Raw genomic sequence first — 16,929 nt, 5'->3', positions numbered from 1 at the left:
CGGGTGAGTGAAGCGGGGCATTTTGCCATAAATGGCGGAGCGTCCAGCCGGGGGTGATAGAATTTGACACATGTCCCGCAGCTTTCCTACGACGTTGCCAACTTCCCGCATTTCTCTCGTCGCGCTCGGCGCAGCGCTTGCCGCGGCTTTGTCCGCCGGGTCCACCGTCGCGTACGCACAGGCATCGGGCGCAAGCGCGCCTGACGCCGCTGCCGCCGTGCCCGTCGCAGCCTCCGCCACGCAGGATTTTGACGCCCGTCAAAAAGTGCTCAATCAACGTTCCGCGGAAAACGATTATCGTTATGCCGTGGCGGAGCACGATTGCTACAGCAAGTTCTTCGTCAATCACTGTCTCGGCAATGCGCGCGACCGGATGCGCGAGGAGCGGGCGAGCATCCGTCAGGAGCAACTCGCGCTCGACGACGAACAGCGTGCGGTGCGGGCGCAGCAGCGCGACCAGCAGCAGGCGCTGAAGCAGGCGCAGAATGCGGCGGAGGCACCGCAGCGCGCGGCGAACGACGCGGCGAACGCGGCTGCATTCCGCGACAAGCAGGAGCAGAATGCAGTGAAGCAGGCGCAGCGCGGCGCGGAAGGGCCGCAGCACGCCGCGAGCAAGCAGGCATACGACCAGAAGCAGGCCGACTTCCAGCGCAAGCTCGACCAGGCGCACCAGCAGGCTGCGCAGAAGGCGCAGGAGCGGGCGGACAACGCCACGCGCTACGAGCAGAAGCAGAAGGAAGCCGCGCAGCACAAGGCCGATGTCGAGCGGCGTCAGCAGGAAGCGGCCCAAAAGGCCAAGCAGCAGCAACAGCAGGGGCAGTAACGTATTGGATTGATCCGGACCAGTCTCGTGCGTGCCGGCACGCCAGTCGGCGCGCTGCTTTCGATGAGGAGGCGCATATGCAAAACCGTCCCACGGAACAGCAGCAGGAATTGCACAACCGTTTGGCAGCATTGCAGGAGCAGCACCAGCAGCTCGCTCGAGAGATCGAGCTGAAGGAAGGACACTCCGACATCGACGACATTACGCTGCACCGGCTGAAGAAGGAAAAGCTGGCGGCCAAGGACAAAATCATTTTGCTGCAATCGCAGCTGGAACCGGATAAGCGCGCCTGAGCGCGGCCTGGCAAGCGCCGGCGCCGCCTGGGCGCTGGACACAGGAACGCTTGCCTTGAATTCACCGCTTGAAGCCAACCCCGATGCCCGGCGTGACGCGTCGTCTGCCGGGCGCGTTCGTGCGCCCGAAGGCACCTTCGAGCTGAGCCGCAAGCGCGTCGACGAACTCGACACGATCTTCGGTGAAGGCGGACTGCTTGCGCGCGCGCTCGACGGCTATCATCCGCGCCTGTCGCAGATCGAGATGGCGCGTGCGGTCGCGTCCGCGATGGAGGCGTCCGCGCGCCGTCTGCCCGAACCGGAAATCTTCGAAACCCGCAAGCGGCCGGCGCGCCGTCTCGGCGAAGGCGACAAGGCGGCCGAATCCGCCGCGGACGGTGCGGCGGCCGACACCGACAGCGACGCCGGCGACAACACGCTGATCGTCGAGGCCGGCACCGGTACCGGCAAGACCTATGCGTACCTGGTGCCCGCGATGCTGTGGGGCGGCAAGGTGATCGTGTCGACCGGCACGAAGCACCTGCAGGATCAGCTGTTCCAGCGCGACATCCCGACCGTGCGCAACGCGCTCGCGGTGCCGGTGACGGTCGCGATGCTCAAGGGCCGCTCGAACTACCTGTGCCATTACTATCTGCAGCGCACGGCCGACAACGGCCGCCTGCCGTCGCGACAGGACACCGCATACCTGCAGGAAATCGTCCGGTTCGCGAAGCTCACGAAAAGCGGCGACAAGGCCGAGCTCGCGAGCGTGCCGGAGACGGCGCCGGTGTGGTCGATGGTCACGTCGACGCGCGACAACTGCCTCGGCCAGGAGTGCCCGCATTACAAGGAGTGCTTCGTGATGCAGGCGCGGCGCGAGGCGCAGCAGGCCGACGTCGTCGTCGTCAACCATCACCTGTTCTTCGCGGACATCATGCTGCGCGACACCGGGATGGCCGAGCTGCTGCCGAACGCGAACACGGTGATCTTCGACGAGGCGCACCAGCTGCCGGAGACGGCGACGCTGTTCTTCGGCGAGACGCTGTCGACCACGCAGATCCTCGAACTCGCACGCGACACGGTCGCCGAAGGCCTGAGCCATGCGCGCGATGCGGTCGAGTGGGTGAAGCTCGGCGGCGATCTCGAACGCGCGGCGCGCGACCTGCGCCTCGCATTCGCGAATGACCAGATCGTGCGCATGTCGCTCGCGCAACTGGGCGACGATCACCCGATGTTCGGCGCGCTCGACGCGCTCGAAGCGGCGCTCGATGCGCTCGCATCGGCGCTCGCGAGCCAGGCCGAGCGGGCGGAATCGCTCGGTGCGTGCCTGCGGCGCGCGCGCGAGCTGCAGGACCTGCTCGCGGGTTGGGTCGCGCCCGGTGCCGCGCAAGCGGCCGCGCAGGCCGACGCCGCGGCGGCCGGCGACAAGGCGGCTGCCGACGACCCGAACGAGAAGGTGCGCTGGGTCGAAGTGTTCGCGCATACCGTCCAGCTGCACGAGACGCCGTTGTCGGTCGCGCCGATCTTCGCGAAGCAGCGCGCCGGCGTGCCGCGCGCGTGGGTCTTCACGTCGGCGACGCTGTCGGTGCGCGGCGACTTCACGCACTACGCGGCCCAGATGGGCCTCAGCTCGCGGCGCTCGATGACGCTCGCAAGCCCGTTCGACTATCAGACGCAGGGCCTGCTGTACGTGCCGCGCAACCTGCCGCAGCCGTCGTCGCCGACGTTTACCGACGCCGTATTCGATGCCGCGCTACCGGCGATCGAGGCGTCGGGCGGCGGTGTCTTCATGCTGTGCACGACGCTGCGCGCGGTCGACCGGATCGCGTCGAAGCTGCGCGACGTGATCGAGTCGCGCGGCTGGAACACGCCGCTGCTGGTGCAGGGCGATGCCAGCCGCACCGAGCTGCTCGACCGCTTCCGTTCGTACGGCAATGCGATCCTCGTGGGCAGCCAGAGCTTCTGGGAAGGCGTCGACGTGCGCGGAGATGCGCTGTCGCTCGTCGTGATCGACAAGCTGCCGTTCGCGCCGCCCGACGATCCGGTGCTGGCCGCGCGACTCGATGCGCTGACCAAGAAGGGCTTGAGCCCGTTCGCGGTTCACCAACTGCCGCAGGCCGTGATCACGCTGAAGCAGGGCGCGGGCCGCCTGATTCGCGCGGAGACGGATCGCGGCGTGCTGATGATCTGCGACACGCGGCTTGTCGACAAGCCGTACGGTCGCCGGATCTGGCAGAGCCTGCCGCCGTTCAAGCGCACGCGCGAGATCGCGGTCGTGCAGGACTTTTTCGACGAACATCGCGCGAAAAAGCGCGCGTGACGCATCGCCGCCTGCTACGGGCGGCGCCAATAAAAAACCCGGCTCGATGGCCGGGTTTTTTGTGCAGCGGGCGTCGCTCAGAACTGCCACCACGACTTCTTCGTGCCGGGGCGCGAGTGGCCGGTGATGTACGGGCTGTCCGGGAAGGTCCCCGCGAGCACGCGCTTCGTGTCTTCCGCGAGTTGCGGCTGGTTCAGCTTGCCGTACGACAGGATCATGATGTGCAGCGCGTCCTCGATCGCCGGCGCGCCCTTGTAGTCCTTGATCGCGAGCTGCGCGCGGTTGATTGCCGCGACGTAGGCGCCGCGCCGATAGTAGTAGTCGGCCGCGTGTACTTCGTGCGAGGCGAGCGCGTTGACGATGTAGCGCATCCGCGCCGCGGCGTCGGGCGCATACTTGCTCTTCGGGTAGCGGTCGACGACGACCTTGAACGCATCGTACGATTCACGCAGTGCCTGCGGATCGCGCTCGCTCATGTCCTGGCCGGAGAAGCGGCCGAACAGGCCGAGATCGTCGTTGAAGTGGATCATCCCCTTCAGGTAGTACGCGTACGGGATATCCGGGTGATCCGGGTGCAGCTGGATGAAGCGGTCGACGGCCTGGTCGGCGGCTGCCGCTTCGTTGTCCTTCCAGTTGCAGTACGCGACGTTGATCTGCGCCTGTTGCGCGAAATGACCGAACGGATCGCGGCCTTGCAGCGATTCGAAATATTTCGCGCACTTGCCCCAGTCGCCGCCGGACAGCGCGTCCTGGGCCTCTGAGTATAATTTGTTGTTCGACCAGGTAGCCGTCTCGTCCTGCTTCTGCGGTAAGCCGTGGCAGCCGGCGATGAGGGCCGCGGCCGCTACCGCCGCAGCTCGGGCGGCGACGGTTTTGGCCGTACGTTTGGTCGAATTCATCATGCTCGCATGTCCTAGCTTCAAGTCTCGGTGACCCAGTCTAAATGACCCGTTCAAGTTCGCAGAATGCCCCGCGGGGCAAGTCAAATCGCGAAGATTATAGCCCAAGCGATCGGCCCGCCGACGCTGCATCGGGGGATTCTCCCGATGACGGCCCGGCTGCAGGCGCGATGCAACCGCCTGTCGTGCCGTCCGCGGCGGCCGATGAGACGCCGCGCGTCGTCGAAGTGCCGCTGTCGCTCGCGGGCGAACGCCTTGACAAGGCGCTTGCCCAGCTATTCCCCGAATTCTCCCGCAGCCGCCTGCAGAGCTGGATCGAGGCGCAGCGCGTGCTGATCGACGGCGCGCCGGCGAAGATCCGCCAGCCGGTGCCGCTCGGCGCCAGGATCGAGCTCGTGCCCGACCTGCTGCCGGAGCAACTGGCGTTCACGCCGGAGCCGGTGCCGCTCGACGTGATCTACGAGGACGACGCGCTCCTCGTCATCAACAAGCCGGCCGGCGTCGTCGTCCATCCCGCCGCCGGCAACTGGAGCGGCACGATTCTCAACGGGCTGCTGCATCGCTACGGCGACGCCGCGGCCGGCCTGCCGCGTGCCGGGATCGTGCACCGGCTCGATAAGGAAACGTCCGGCCTGATGGTGGTCGCACGCACGCTTGCCGCGCAGACCGACCTCGTGCGCCAGTTGCAGGCGCGCACGGTGAAGCGCCGCTATTTCGCGCTCGTCTGGGGCACGATGCCCGAAGACGGCACGATCGACGCGCCGATCGGCCGCGACCCGCGCGAGCGCACGCGCATGGCCGTCGTCACCGGTGCGTCGGGCAAGCCCGCGCGCACCCATTTCCGCACGGTTGACACATGCCTGTGGCAACGTCAGCCCGTGTCCGCGATCCAGTGCGACCTCGAAACCGGCCGCACGCACCAGATCCGCGTGCACTGCGCGCATATCGGGCATCCGCTGCTCGGCGATCCGGTGTACGGGCGCGCGCGCGGCAAGCGCTCGGTCGCGCCGCTGCCGGACGGGTTCGCGCGGCAGGCGCTGCACGCATGGCGGCTCGGCCTCGTGCATCCGCTCACGGGCAAGACGATGCAGTGGCGCTGCCCGTTGCCGGACGACATGAACGCGCTGATCGCGGCCCTCGGTTTCGGGCAGGCCGACGAGGAATTCGACGATGACGACGGCGTCTACGACGATGACGATTTCGCCGGCGAATATCAGGATCACGACGAGGATTACGATGACGAGTCGGATCCGGACGACGAGGAGGAGTGAGTGCCGATGACGAACCTGGCGCCGTTGACGTGGCAGGACTGCGTACAGCCCGACTGGCAGGTGTCACCGCGCGTTCGCGCGCTGATCACGACCCGCGACGGCGGTGTGAGCGACGGTCCTTACGGGCGCTGGCAGGACGGTGCCGAGTTGCCGGGCGGGATGAATCTCGGCTTGCATACCGGTGACGATCCGACCCATGTCGCCGCGAATCGCGCGCGCTTGCTCGCGCTGGCCGGCCAGTCGCGCGCGGCCTGGCTCGAGCAGGTTCACGGCGCGCGGATCGTGCGCGCGGACGAGGTGATCGAGGCCGCGTCGGCTGCCGCGGCGCCCGTGCAGGCCGACGCGAGCGTGACGGACCGCGCGGGCGCGGTCTGTGTCGTGATGGTCGCGGATTGCCTGCCGGTGCTGCTGTGCGACGCGCAGGGCCGGGCGGTCGGCGCCGCGCACGCAGGCTGGCGCGGGCTCGCGGCCGGCATCATTGAACAGACCGCGGCCCGCGTCGCGGCGCTCGCCGGCGGCGGGGCGGATGAAGTCCATGCGTACCTCGGGCCCGCAATCGGCCCGCAGGCGTTCGAAGTCGGCGCCGACGTGCGCGACGCGTTTCTCGACACGGCTGCGCAGTCGGAGCATGATGAAACGCGGCAAGCGTTCGTCGCGATCGACGGCGCGCCCGGCAAGTTCCTCGCCGACCTCCATGCGCTCGCGCGCCTGCGCCTCGCGCGTGCAGGTGTTGCGCACGTGAGCGGCGGGTCCGCCTGCACGGTCACCGAACCAGCGCGCTTCTATTCATATCGGCGCGACCGCGTGACCGGCCGCATGGCGGCGGCGATCTGGCTGGCCGATTGACGACTGACCGCGCGCTTGCGCGCGTGGTTTGTTGCGCTGCAAAATCGGGTTATCTCGATATTGACGCGGCAATGCGGCGTTGCATGGACAACCGAATGAATAATCCCGAAGTCAAGTCAACCAAAATATTTTATGGTTCGCCGGAAGCCTTGTCCCGCCTGTTGCGCGCGGATTATCTCCGAGCAGAAATGTTCAGTGGTTTGACGCAGGGCTTCACATGGGGAAAACGATAATGATAAAAGTACCGCACTGCGGCAGAATCTGGAGACGCCTCTCCAGAGCATGACGGCCCGGCTCGCACCGGCACGCCGCGCGCGAGCAGGATTTCACGATTGACGCTCACGAATCACCGGTAAGGCAGGTAATGACAGCATCGAAAAATTCGTCGACGTCCGCTCAGGCGGGCACTTCCGCAAGCAGCGCCGGATTCGGCCAGGCGGTCCAGCCGATGCAGCAGATGTTCGAAGCATGGCTGAACGCCTGGCGTGGTTTCGCTGATCCGGCACGCGCCGCAACGGCGGCGACCACCGCGAACCCGTTCGCCGCATTCCAGTTCCCGACAGCGGTTCCGTTCCAGATGCCGTCGATGCCCGATCTGAGCAGCTTCGGCGGTCTGGCGTCGCCGTTCGCGGGGCTGAAGCTGCCGGCGGCCGCGATCTCGCCCGAACGGCTCCAGAAGTTGCAGACCGACTATGCGCGCGACTGCGTGACGCTGATGCAGCAGGCGGCCGCCGCGACGCTCGAGTCGCCCGAGCTTAAGGACCGCCGCTTCAGCTCGGATGCGTGGAAGGCCTCGCCCGCGCATGCGTTCGCGGCGGCGTGGTATCTGCTCAATGCGCGTTACCTGCAGGAACTGGCCGACGCGCTCGAGACCGATCCGAAGACGCGCGAACGCATTCGTTTCTCCGTCCAGCAATGGACGGCTGCCGCCGCGCCGAGCAACTTCCTCGCGCTCAATCCCGATGCACAGAAGTCGATCCTCGAGACGCAGGGCGAAAGCCTGCGGCAGGGGATGATGAACCTGCTCGGCGACATGCAGCGCGGCAAGATTTCGCAGACCGACGAATCGCAATTCGTGGTCGGCAAGAACCTCGGGTGTACCGAAGGCGCGGTCGTCTACGAGAACGACCTGATCCAGCTGATCCAGTACTCGCCGAAGACGGACAAGGTGTTCGAGCGGCCGCTGCTGATCGTGCCACCGTGCATCAACAAGTTCTACATCCTCGACCTGCAGCCCGAGAATTCGCTCGTCGCGCATGCGCTGTCGAGCGGCCATCAGGTGTTCCTCGTGTCGTGGCGCAATGCCGATGCGTCGGTCGCGCACAAGACGTGGGACGACTACATGAACGAAGGGCTGCTCGCCGCGATCGACGCGGTGCAGCAGGTCAGCGGCCGCGAGCAGATCAACACGCTCGGCTTCTGCGTCGGCGGCACGATGCTCGCGACCGCGCTGGCGGTGCTCGCCGCGCGCGGCGAACATCCGGCCGCGTCGATGACGCTGCTGACCGCGATGCTCGACTTCACCGACACCGGCATCCTCGACGTGTTCGTCGACGAGGCGCACGTGCAGATGCGCGAGCAGACCATCGGCGGCAAGAACGGCACGGCGCCGGGGCTGATGCGCGGCGTCGAGTTCGCGAACACGTTCTCGTTCCTGCGGCCGAACGACCTCGTGTGGAACTACGTCGTCGACAACTACCTGAAGGGCCGCACGCCCGCGGCGTTCGACCTGCTGTACTGGAACAGCGACTCGACGAGCCTGCCCGGTCCGATGTACGCGTGGTACCTGCGCAATACCTATCTCGAGAACAAGCTCCGCGTGCCGGGCGCGCTGACCGTGTGCGGCGAATCCGTCGACCTGTCGCGCATCGACGTGCCGACCTTCATCTACGGGTCGCGCGAGGATCACATCGTGCCGTGGCAGACGGCCTACGCGTCGACGTCGATCCTGACGGGGCCGCTGAAGTTCGTGCTGGGCGCGTCGGGTCACATCGCGGGCGTGATCAATCCGCCGGCGAAGAAGAAGCGCAGCTTCTGGGTCAACGACGGCGACCTGCCCGAATCCGCGGACGACTGGCTTGCCGGGGCGACCGAGCAGCCGGGCAGCTGGTGGGCGACCTGGGTCGAGTGGCTCGACCAGTACGGCGGCCGCAAGGTGGCGCCGCCCGCCAAACCCGGTTCCGCGCAGTTCCCGGTGATCGAGCCGGCGCCGGGCCGTTACGTGTTGCAGCGCGATTGACGAAAGCCGGACAGCAGCGCACGCTGTCCGGTGCACCGCAGTTTTTTTAACAGGGCCGGCAGCGATGCGCCGTGTCGTGCGGGCCTGGAGGAAAGGGAAATGACGGACGTAGTGATCGTATCGGCCGCGCGGACCGCGGTCGGCAAATTCGGCGGCTCGCTCGCGAAGATCGCGGCACCGGAACTGGGCGCGACGGTGATTCGCGCGGTGCTGGAGCGCTCGGGCGTGAAACCCGAGCAGGTGAGCGAAGTGATCATGGGGCAGGTGCTGGCGGCAGGCTCGGGGCAGAACCCGGCGCGTCAGTCGCTGATCAAGGCCGGCCTGCCGAGTGCGGTGCCGGGCATGACGATCAACAAGGTGTGCGGCTCGGGCCTGAAGGCCGTGATGCTGGCGGCGAACGCGATCGCGGCGGGCGACGCGGAGATCGTGATCGCGGGCGGCCAGGAAAACATGAGCGCGGCGCCGCACGTGCTGCCGGGCTCGCGCGACGGGTTCCGGATGGGTGACGCGAAGCTGGTCGACACGATGATCGTCGACGGCCTGTGGGACGTGTACAACCAGTACCACATGGGCATCACGGCGGAGAACGTCGCGAAGGAATACGGGATCACGCGCGACGAGCAGGATGCGTTCGCGGCACTGTCGCAGAACAAGGCGGAAGCCGCGCAGAAGGCCGGCCGCTTCAACGACGAGATCGTGCCGGTGTCGATTCCGCAGCGCAAGGGCGAGCCGCTGCAGTTCGCGACCGACGAGTTCGTGCGTCACGGCGTGACGGCGGAATCGCTGGCGGGTCTGAAGCCGGCGTTCGCGAAGGAAGGCACGGTGACGGCGGCGAACGCGTCGGGGCTGAACGACGGCGCGGCGGCGGTGCTGGTGATGTCGGCGCAGAAGGCGGCGGCGCTGGGGCTGACGCCGCTGGCGCGGATCAAGGCGTACGCGAATGCGGGGGTGGATCCGAGCGTGATGGGCATGGGTCCGGTGCCGGCATCGCGCCGTTGCCTGGAGCGTGCGGGCTGGACGCCGGGCGACCTGGACCTGATGGAAATCAACGAGGCATTCGCGGCGCAGGCGCTGGCGGTGCACAAGCAGATGGGCTGGGACACGTCGAAGGTGAACGTGAACGGCGGGGCGATCGCGATCGGTCACCCGATCGGCGCGTCGGGCTGCCGGATCCTGGTGACGCTGCTGCACGAGATGGTCAAGCGCGATGCGAAGCGGGGGCTGGCGTCGCTGTGCATCGGCGGCGGGATGGGTGTTGCACTCGCGGTCGAACGTCCGTAACCGGCCGTCCGTCAACGCCAAACCAATCCGTGCGCCGGTCGATTGCGGCTTCGGCCGGCGCCACGTGAAGTCAGAGGGGCCTCCGGCGGCTCTCGAAACCAAAAAATGGAGTGAGATTCATGTCACAGCGAATTGCGTACGTAACGGGCGGGATGGGCGGCATCGGCACCAGCATCTGCCAGCGTCTGTTGAAAGACGGCTTCAAGGTGGTCGCGGGTTGCGGCCCGAACTCGCCGCGCCGTGTGAAATGGATCGAGGACCAGAAGGCGCTCGGCTACGATTTCATCGCGTCGGAAGGCAACGTCGGCGACTGGGACTCGACCAAGGCAGCGTTCGACAAGGTCAAGGCTGAAGTCGGCGAGATCGACGTGCTGGTCAACAACGCGGGCATCACGCGCGACGTCGTGTTCCGCAAGATGACGCACGAAGACTGGACGGCCGTGATCGACACCAACCTGACGAGCCTGTTCAACGTGACGAAGCAGGTGATCGACGGCATGGTCGAGCGCGGATGGGGCCGGATCATCAACATTTCGTCGGTGAACGGCCAGAAGGGGCAATTCGGCCAGACGAACTACTCGACCGCGAAGGCCGGCATCCACGGTTTCACGATGTCGCTCGCGCAGGAAGTCGCAACGAAGGGCGTGACGGTCAACACCGTTTCGCCCGGCTACATCGGCACCGACATGGTGAAGGCGATCCGTCCGGACGTGCTCGAGAAGATTGTCGCGACGATCCCGGTGCGTCGTCTTGGCGGGCCGGAGGAAATCGGTTCGATCGTCGCGTGGCTCGCGTCGAACGACTCGGGTTTCGCGACGGGCGCCGACTTCTCGCTGAACGGCGGCCTGCACATGGGCTGAACGTCCGGCTGCGCGGGCCGGTTCGGCCGCGCGGCCTGGCGTTTCCGAAAGCCCCCGCCTCCCGGATTCGGGAGGCGGGGATTTGTCACTTGCGCTACGCTGCACTCAAAGGCGTTACATGACTACTACAAAGAAAACGGCCGAGCGGCTCATCAAGAAGTACCCGAACCGCCGGCTCTACGATACCGAGACGAGCACGTACATCACGCTGACCGACGTCAAGCAACTCGTGCTGGAACAAGAGGACTTCAAGGTCGTCGATGCGAAATCCAACGAGGACCTGACGCGCAGCATCCTGCTGCAGATCATCCTCGAGGAGGAGAGTGGCGGCGTGCCGATGTTCTCGTCGTCGATGCTGTCGCAGATCATCCGTTTCTACGGTCATGCGATGCAGGGCATGATGGGCACGTACCTGGAAAAGAACATCCAGGCGTTCATCGACATCCAGAACAAGCTTACCGATCAGTCGAAGAACCTTTACGAAGGCAACGCGATGAATCCGGAAGTCTGGTCGCAGTTCATGAACATGCAGGCGCCGATGATGCAAGGGATGATGACGAGCTACATCGAGCAGTCGAAGAACATGTTCGTGCAGATGCAGGAGCAGATGCAGAACCAGGCGAAGTCGATGTTCAGCACGTTCCCGTTCAAGCAACCGGGCGCGCCGGAGCCGGAGAAGAAGTAACGCTTGCGCGGCAGCCGGCCGCCGCGGCGCAAGCCGCCGGACGGCCGGTGCCGCGGCGTGCGGCGGTGCGATGCGGCCGATCGTGTGCTCAGGCACGATGATGATTGGTGGCTCGCTGCCGCGAGATGTCGCCGACGGTCGTTCTTGATCGTCGGCACCGAATGCCCGTGCCCTCGCGTGCGGCGGGCATGACCGTCGTCCGGTCGATCGAATTCCAACAAGCAGCGAACACAACCGGGACATGTCGCGCCTGACGGCACGCGCTTTTGCTATGGCGGCGTGCTGAAGGCTTCGGCGGGGCGTCGCCATCCGCGACATGCTGGTGCACAGCCTGCGTCGCTGGATCAACGCGCGCAACACGCGTCTCGGGCTCCGTGAGCGCCGGACGGGATGCGCGGAAGCCCGCTTCGGCGGGCTTGCTTACGCGCCCGTTGCGGGGGCGTTTTCGCGCAAGGCGGTCCGCACGTCTGCGATTGCCCGCGGCAACGCCGACGTTACCGGACCGGATGGGTTCAGAGTGCAGGGAATCCCGGCTCGTCGTCGTGCGGAGGCAGGTCGAGCACGAGCTTGACGGCGCTGTAGTTGGCCTTGAGCGAAAACACGCGACCGATCACGAGAAACGTCTGCCGCGAATTCTCGAGTTCGACGAAGTCGCCGGGTTGCGGCACATGGGCACCCTGGTCATAGGAAAAGCTGGTGCTGGTCTGCTCATCGATGGCTTCGGTGGCGTGCTCGGTGAATTCGATCGTGATGTGCGTGGTCATGCGAACCCCGTTGGGTAAGTGAAGAGAGCGGATGTCGGGATTTTCGCATGGCGGAGGGGTGGTTTCGGAGCGATTGTCGCGCGGCGGCCAGCGATGATCGTATCGGTCGCTTCATCGCCGCCGGCGTGAAAGGGCACGATCAACAGTCCGCAGTGGCCCGATGCAATCGCGTGCGCCGCATATTGGGGGCGCCATCCGCGGCGTCGCGACCGCCGGTTTTGCCTCGCTGACCCATAAATAGCTGTAAACTCACGCTTTTGCCGCCACGCCCCCACATTCCAGATGTCCCAGTCCCCCAAAGTAGGTTTCGTATCCCTCGGGTGCCCGAAAGCCCTCGTCGACTCCGAACAAATCATCACGCAGCTGCGCGCCGAAGGTTATGAAATCTCCGGCACGTACGACGGCGCCGACCTCGTCGTCGTCAATACCTGCGGTTTCATCGACGAAGCCGTGCAGGAAAGCCTCGATGCGATCGGCGAAGCGCTGACCGAGAACGGCAAGGTGATCGTCACCGGCTGCCTCGGCGCGAAGTCGAGCGCCAGCGGCTCGAACCTCATCGAGGAAGTCCACCCGAAGGTGCTCGCCGTCACCGGCCCGCACGCGGTGGGCGAAGTGATGCAGGCCGTGCATTCGCACCTGCCGAAGCCGCACGACCCGTTCGTCGATCTCGTGCCGGCCGCCGGCATCAAGCTCACGCCGCGCCACTACGCATACCTGAAGATCTCCGAAGGCTGCAACCATCGCTGCACGTTCTGCATCATCCCGTCGATGCGCGGCGATCTCGTGTCGCGTCCGGTCGCCGAAGTGATGCTCGAGGCGGAGAACCTGTTCAAGTCGGGCGTGAAGGAACTGCTCGTGATCTCGCAGGATACGAGCGCGTACGGCGTCGACGTGAAATACCGCACGGGCTTCTGGAACGGCAAGCCGATCAAGACGCGCATGACCGACCTCGTCGCCGCGCTCGGCGAACTCGCCGCGCAGTACGGCGCATGGGTGCGCCTGCACTACGTGTATCCGTATCCGAGCGTCGACGAAGTCATTCCGCTGATGGCCGAAGGCCCGTTCAAGGGCCACGTGCTGCCGTATCTCGACGTGCCGTTCCAGCACGCGCATCCGGAAGTGCTGAAGCGCATGAAGCGCCCGGCCAACGCGGAGAAGGTGCTCGAGCGCGTGCAGAAGTGGCGCGAGATCTGCCCGGACCTGACGATCCGCAGCACGTTCATCGCCGGTTTCCCCGGCGAGACGGAAGAGCAGTTCGAAACGCTGCTCGACTTCATCCGCGAGGCGGAACTCGATCGCGTCGGCTGCTTTGCGTATTCGCCGGTCGAAGGCGCGACCGCGAACGAACTGGACGGCGCGCTGCCGGACGACGTTCGCGAAGCGCGCCGCGCGCGCTTCATGGAAGTCGCCGAGGAAGTGTCGGCGCAGCGCATCCAGCGCAAGGTCGGCAAGACCCTCAAGGTGCTGATCGACGAAGTCAGCGCAGAAGGCGGCATCGGCCGCACGGCGGCGGATGCGCCGGAGATCGACGGGGTCGTCTATGTCGAGCCGGCGACGAAGGCGTCGAAGCGCTACAAGGTCGGCGATTTCGTGTCGGTGAAGATCACGGGCGCGGACGGCCACGACCTGTGGGGCGAGGTTTAAGCGATGACCGCCGCATTTCCGGAGATCCTCGCGCTCGGCGAGGCGATGATCGAATTCAACCAGTCGCAGCCGGGCCGTCCTGAGTTCCTGCAGGGCTTCGGCGGCGACACGTCGAACTTCTGCATCGCCGCGGCGCGCCAGGGCGCGTCGACGGGCTTCGTGTCGGCGATCGGTGACGATCCGTTCGGCCGCTTGCTGACCGGGATGTGGGCGGCGGAGCAGGTCGACACGACCTACGTGCGGATCGACCGCACGGCGCCGACCGGCGTGTATTTCGTCACGCACGGCGCCGACGGCCACCAGTTCGACTATCTGCGCGCGGGCTCCGCGGCGAGCCGCTACACGGTGGCCGACCTGCCGCTCGACGCGCTGGCCGCGGCGAAGGCCGTGCACCTGTCGGGCATCAGCCTCGCGATCAGCGCGGCCGCGTGCGATGCCGCGTTCGCGGCGATCGACCATGCGCGCAGCAACGGCGCGCAGGTCAGCTTCGACACGAACCTGCGCCTGAAGCTGTGGCCGCTGCCGCGCGCCCGTGCGGTGATGCGCGAGGCGCTGCGCCAGACGGACATCTGCCTGCCGAGCTGGGACGACGTCACGGCGCTCACGGGCGCGAACGATCGCGATGCGATCGTCGATGCGATGCTCGAACACGGGCCGCGGGTCGTCGCGCTGAAGCTCGGCAAGGAAGGCGCGTATGTCGCGACCCCGAACGAACGGCGCGTGGTGCCGGGCTTCGCGGTCGAGGCCGTCGACGCGACGGGCGCGGGCGACTGCTTCGGCGGCGCGTTCGTCGCGCGGATCGTCGCGGGCGACGATCCGTTCGCGGCCGCGCGTTATGCGAACGCGGCGGCGGCGCTGTCGACGACGGGCTACGGCGCGGTCGCGCCGATTCCGCACCGCGATGCGGTGGAACGCCTGGTGCAGGGCTGACGCGGATCCCGCACGCCGGCCACGCGACGCACTCATTCGAACCCCGGATGACGGGCGACCTGAACGGGGGCGGGCGGCGTGCATGCCGCATCGGCGGCTGCTAAACGCTCGTGACGATGTGCATCGGCGACCAGCAACTTATCGCCGCGTTTGTCGAGCGAATCTGAAGCAAGGGAGCAACACAAGGTGGGTCGATATCTGGAATGGCAACGGGCGCTGGTGATTGCCGGCGCGCTGGCGGCGGGCCTCGCGATGCCTGGCATGGTCGCGGCCCAGGCCGCCGCGCCGGGCGCGCAGCAGGATGAAGCGGCGCCCGTACGGCCGTTGCGGCCGAACCCGGAATTCGCCCGCTTGCCGCGCTATGAGGGCACGCTTGGCGACCGGCCGATCGTCGCGCATCTCGGCCCGAAGACGGACGAGGAAGGCGTGCACGGCGAATACCAGTTCACGGACACGGGCGAGGTGATCCTGCTCGCCGGCGATCGCGACGGCGACACGCTCGAAATCGAGGAATCGAACGACGGCACGAACATCACGGGCGTGTGGATCGGGCGCTTCGATTCGACGGGCGAGCTGAAGGCCGACCGGATGAACTCGGACGAATCGGATCCGCAACCGGTCGTGCTGCGCGCGGCGCCGGGCAAGCGCGCGGCGCTGCAGGTACGCGACGGCCGCGTGCACGAAATCGAGACGGTCGGCGGCATCGTCAACCTGCGCACCGACGACTGAGCGCGCTGGCTCGGTGCGTGCGGCGCGCATTGTACCGGGCCAACCGCGCCGAATTTGGCTAATCTAGCGACACATTCCGCAACCGAACGGCCTTTCCCCCGGCCTCCTGCCATGACTGCATCCACTCCGAAGCGCGCACTCCAGACCCGCATCGTTCAACCCGACGACGTCATTCCGGAAGGCTTCCGTTCGTTCGTGCCGCCGGTTGCGCGTGCGTCGACGGTCGTGTTCCCCGATCTCGCGACGATGCGCGCGCTGGTCTGGCACAACGACAACCAATGGCGCTACGGCCTGCACGCGACCCCGACGTCGCTGGCGCTCGCGCAGCGGCTTGCCGACATCGAGGGCGGCACGCATGCGCTGCTGCAGCCGTCGGGCCTCGCGGCGATCATGAACGTCTATTTCGGGATCGTGAAGGCGGGCGACGACGTGCTGATCCCGCACAACGTCTACGGGCCGAACGCCGATTTCGGCAACTGGCTCGCGAAGGATTTCGGCATTACCGCACGCTTCTACGATCCGCTCGTCGGCACCGGGATTGCCGACCTGATCCAGCCGAACACGCGGTTGATCTGGATCGAGGCGCCGGGCTCGGTGACGATGGAAGTGCCGGACGTGCGCGCGATCACGACCGTCGCGCAGGCGCGCGGCATCGTCACCGCGATCGACAACACGTATTCGGCCGGGCTCGCGTTCAAGCCGTTCGAGCATGGCGTCGACATCTCGGTGCAGGCGTTGACCAAGTATCAATCGGGCGGCAGCGACGTGCTGATGGGCGCGACGATCACCGCGAACGCCGAATTGCACGCGCAAGTGAAGCTCGCGCGGATGCGCTGCGGGATCGGCGTTTCGGTCGACGATTGCTCGCTCGTGCTGCGCAGCCTGCCGAGCATGCAGGTGCGCTTCGATGCACACAGCAAGAGCGCGCTTGCGCTCGCGCAGTGGCTGAAGGCGCGGCCGGAGATCGCGGCCGTGCTGCATCCGCAGTTGGCCGATTGTCCGGGACACGCGTCGTTCGTGCGCGACTTCACCGGCGCGGGCGGGCTGTTCTCGGTGATATTCGACGAACGCTACAGCAGCGAGCAGATCGATCGTTTCGTCGAGGCGCTCGAACTGTTCGCGATCGGCTGGAGCTGGGGCGGCGCGTGCAGCCTCGCGATGCCTTACGACGTGGCGTCGATGCGTGCGGACTGGCCGCATCGCGGCACGCTGGTGCGCTTCTACGTCGGTCTCGAGGACGAAGCCGACCTGCGCGCGGACATCGAGCGCGCGATGCAGGCTACGCTCGGCTGATAACGAAACCGCAGCGAAAAAACACAACGCCGGCGCGATGCAACATCGCGCCGGCGTTTTTCATTGGCGGCTT

16 protein-coding genes are annotated in these 16,929 nt (G+C 66.6%); 14 read left to right on the top strand and 2 right to left on the bottom strand.

Going from position 1 to position 16,929, the window contains the following annotated elements; translation table 11 throughout:
• The first annotated feature begins 70 nt into the window (after positions 1–70).
• From ACVK00_RS21240 to ACVK00_RS21230, 3 genes are all read left to right on the top strand, one after another.
• Positions 71–823, top strand: a complete 753-nt coding sequence (locus tag ACVK00_RS21240) for a hypothetical protein (RefSeq protein ID WP_006760647.1) — start codon at positions 71–73, stop codon at positions 821–823.
• A gap of 77 nt (positions 824–900) precedes the next feature.
• Positions 901–1,116: a YdcH family protein gene (locus ACVK00_RS21235; protein ID WP_006755091.1), complete on the top strand. Its 216-nt coding sequence runs from the start codon at positions 901–903 to the stop codon at positions 1,114–1,116.
• Positions 1,117–1,171: 55 nt separating this feature from the next.
• Positions 1,172–3,415 carry an ATP-dependent DNA helicase gene (locus tag ACVK00_RS21230; RefSeq protein ID WP_228904424.1) on the top strand — a complete coding sequence of 748 codons (2,244 nt, stop codon included), beginning with the start codon at positions 1,172–1,174 and terminating at the stop codon, positions 3,413–3,415.
• Between the two features lie 77 nt (positions 3,416–3,492).
• Here the strand turns inward: ACVK00_RS21230 and ACVK00_RS21225 are convergent, their stop codons facing one another.
• Positions 3,493–4,317, bottom strand: a complete 825-nt coding sequence (locus tag ACVK00_RS21225) for an outer membrane protein assembly factor BamD (RefSeq protein ID WP_006755093.1) — start codon at positions 4,315–4,317, stop codon at positions 3,493–3,495.
• A gap of 41 nt (positions 4,318–4,358) precedes the next feature.
• Here ACVK00_RS21225 and ACVK00_RS21220 point away from each other — a divergent pair, with 41 nt between their 5' ends.
• The 7 genes from ACVK00_RS21220 (at position 4,359) to phaR (ending at position 11,496) form a co-directional block, all read left to right on the top strand.
• Positions 4,359–5,585 carry an RluA family pseudouridine synthase gene (locus ACVK00_RS21220; protein ID WP_228904423.1) on the top strand — a complete coding sequence of 409 codons (1,227 nt, stop codon included), beginning with the start codon at positions 4,359–4,361 and terminating at the stop codon, positions 5,583–5,585.
• A 6-nt stretch (positions 5,586–5,591) separates the two neighbouring features.
• Positions 5,592–6,431, top strand: a complete 840-nt coding sequence (gene pgeF, locus ACVK00_RS21215; protein ID WP_284890837.1) for a peptidoglycan editing factor PgeF — start codon at positions 5,592–5,594, stop codon at positions 6,429–6,431.
• A 95-nt stretch (positions 6,432–6,526) separates the two neighbouring features.
• Positions 6,527–6,664 carry a hypothetical protein gene (locus tag ACVK00_RS21210; protein WP_228904421.1) on the top strand — a complete coding sequence of 46 codons (138 nt, stop codon included), beginning with the start codon at positions 6,527–6,529 and terminating at the stop codon, positions 6,662–6,664.
• A gap of 131 nt (positions 6,665–6,795) precedes the next feature.
• Positions 6,796–8,670, top strand: coding sequence for a class I poly(R)-hydroxyalkanoic acid synthase (phaC, locus tag ACVK00_RS21205; RefSeq protein ID WP_284890838.1), 1,875 nt, complete (start codon positions 6,796–6,798; stop codon positions 8,668–8,670).
• Positions 8,671–8,769: 99 nt separating this feature from the next.
• A complete protein-coding gene (locus ACVK00_RS21200; RefSeq protein WP_166723199.1) occupies positions 8,770–9,951 on the top strand; it encodes an acetyl-CoA C-acetyltransferase in 1,182 nt (393 codons plus the stop codon).
• A 119-nt stretch (positions 9,952–10,070) separates the two neighbouring features.
• Entirely contained in the window at positions 10,071–10,811 is a 741-nt protein-coding gene (locus tag ACVK00_RS21195; protein ID WP_006754348.1) for a 3-ketoacyl-ACP reductase, read from the top strand.
• Positions 10,812–10,929: 118 nt separating this feature from the next.
• Positions 10,930–11,496: a polyhydroxyalkanoate synthesis repressor PhaR gene (phaR, locus tag ACVK00_RS21190; protein WP_228904418.1), complete on the top strand. Its 567-nt coding sequence runs from the start codon at positions 10,930–10,932 to the stop codon at positions 11,494–11,496.
• Positions 11,497–12,008: 512 nt separating this feature from the next.
• Here the strand turns inward: phaR and ACVK00_RS21185 are convergent.
• Positions 12,009–12,260, bottom strand: coding sequence for a hypothetical protein (locus ACVK00_RS21185; RefSeq protein ID WP_006754350.1), 252 nt, complete (start codon positions 12,258–12,260; stop codon positions 12,009–12,011).
• A 282-nt stretch (positions 12,261–12,542) separates the two neighbouring features.
• Here ACVK00_RS21185 and rimO point away from each other — a divergent pair, with 282 nt between their 5' ends.
• From rimO to ACVK00_RS21165, 4 genes are all read left to right on the top strand, one after another.
• Positions 12,543–13,904 (top strand): 30S ribosomal protein S12 methylthiotransferase RimO, encoded by a 1,362-nt coding sequence (gene rimO / locus ACVK00_RS21180; RefSeq protein WP_006754352.1) that lies wholly within the window; start codon positions 12,543–12,545, stop codon positions 13,902–13,904.
• A gap of 3 nt (positions 13,905–13,907) precedes the next feature.
• Positions 13,908–14,834: a sugar kinase gene (locus ACVK00_RS21175; protein ID WP_228904416.1), complete on the top strand. Its 927-nt coding sequence runs from the start codon at positions 13,908–13,910 to the stop codon at positions 14,832–14,834.
• A 186-nt stretch (positions 14,835–15,020) separates the two neighbouring features.
• The gene (locus tag ACVK00_RS21170; protein ID WP_228904413.1) at positions 15,021–15,563 is read left to right on the top strand and encodes a hypothetical protein; all 543 of its coding nucleotides are present in this window, start codon (positions 15,021–15,023) and stop codon (positions 15,561–15,563) included.
• A gap of 111 nt (positions 15,564–15,674) precedes the next feature.
• Complete coding sequence (locus ACVK00_RS21165; protein WP_284890839.1) at positions 15,675–16,856, top strand: cystathionine beta-lyase; 1,182 nt, start codon at positions 15,675–15,677, stop codon at positions 16,854–16,856.
• The last annotated feature ends 73 nt before the right edge of the window (positions 16,857–16,929 follow it).

This window comes from Burkholderia sp. PvR073 (assembly GCF_054055695.1).
This window is presented reverse-complemented; position numbering and strand designations above follow the sequence as displayed.

Excerpts from the sequence above, each read along its gene's own strand:
- ACVK00_RS21175 (WP_228904416.1), top strand. The coding sequence starts at position 13,908 with ATGACCGCCGCATTTCCGGAGATCCTCGCGCTCGGCGAGGCGATGATC.
- ACVK00_RS21165 (WP_284890839.1), top strand. The coding sequence starts at position 15,675 with ATGACTGCATCCACTCCGAAGCGCGCACTCCAGACCCGCATCGTTCAA.
- ACVK00_RS21235 (WP_006755091.1), top strand. The coding sequence starts at position 901 with ATGCAAAACCGTCCCACGGAACAGCAGCAGGAATTGCACAACCGTTTG.
- ACVK00_RS21225 (WP_006755093.1), bottom strand. The coding sequence starts at position 4,317 with ATGATGAATTCGACCAAACGTACGGCCAAAACCGTCGCCGCCCGAGCT.
- phaC (WP_284890838.1), top strand. The coding sequence starts at position 6,796 with ATGACAGCATCGAAAAATTCGTCGACGTCCGCTCAGGCGGGCACTTCC.
- ACVK00_RS21210 (WP_228904421.1), top strand. The coding sequence starts at position 6,527 with ATGAATAATCCCGAAGTCAAGTCAACCAAAATATTTTATGGTTCGCCG.
- ACVK00_RS21200 (WP_166723199.1), top strand. The coding sequence starts at position 8,770 with ATGACGGACGTAGTGATCGTATCGGCCGCGCGGACCGCGGTCGGCAAA.
- ACVK00_RS21240 (WP_006760647.1), top strand. The coding sequence starts at position 71 with ATGTCCCGCAGCTTTCCTACGACGTTGCCAACTTCCCGCATTTCTCTC.
- ACVK00_RS21185 (WP_006754350.1), bottom strand. The coding sequence starts at position 12,260 with ATGACCACGCACATCACGATCGAATTCACCGAGCACGCCACCGAAGCC.
- ACVK00_RS21220 (WP_228904423.1), top strand. The coding sequence starts at position 4,359 with ATGACCCGTTCAAGTTCGCAGAATGCCCCGCGGGGCAAGTCAAATCGC.
- pgeF (WP_284890837.1), top strand. The coding sequence starts at position 5,592 with ATGACGAACCTGGCGCCGTTGACGTGGCAGGACTGCGTACAGCCCGAC.
- rimO (WP_006754352.1), top strand. The coding sequence starts at position 12,543 with ATGTCCCAGTCCCCCAAAGTAGGTTTCGTATCCCTCGGGTGCCCGAAA.
- ACVK00_RS21195 (WP_006754348.1), top strand. The coding sequence starts at position 10,071 with ATGTCACAGCGAATTGCGTACGTAACGGGCGGGATGGGCGGCATCGGC.
- phaR (WP_228904418.1), top strand. The coding sequence starts at position 10,930 with ATGACTACTACAAAGAAAACGGCCGAGCGGCTCATCAAGAAGTACCCG.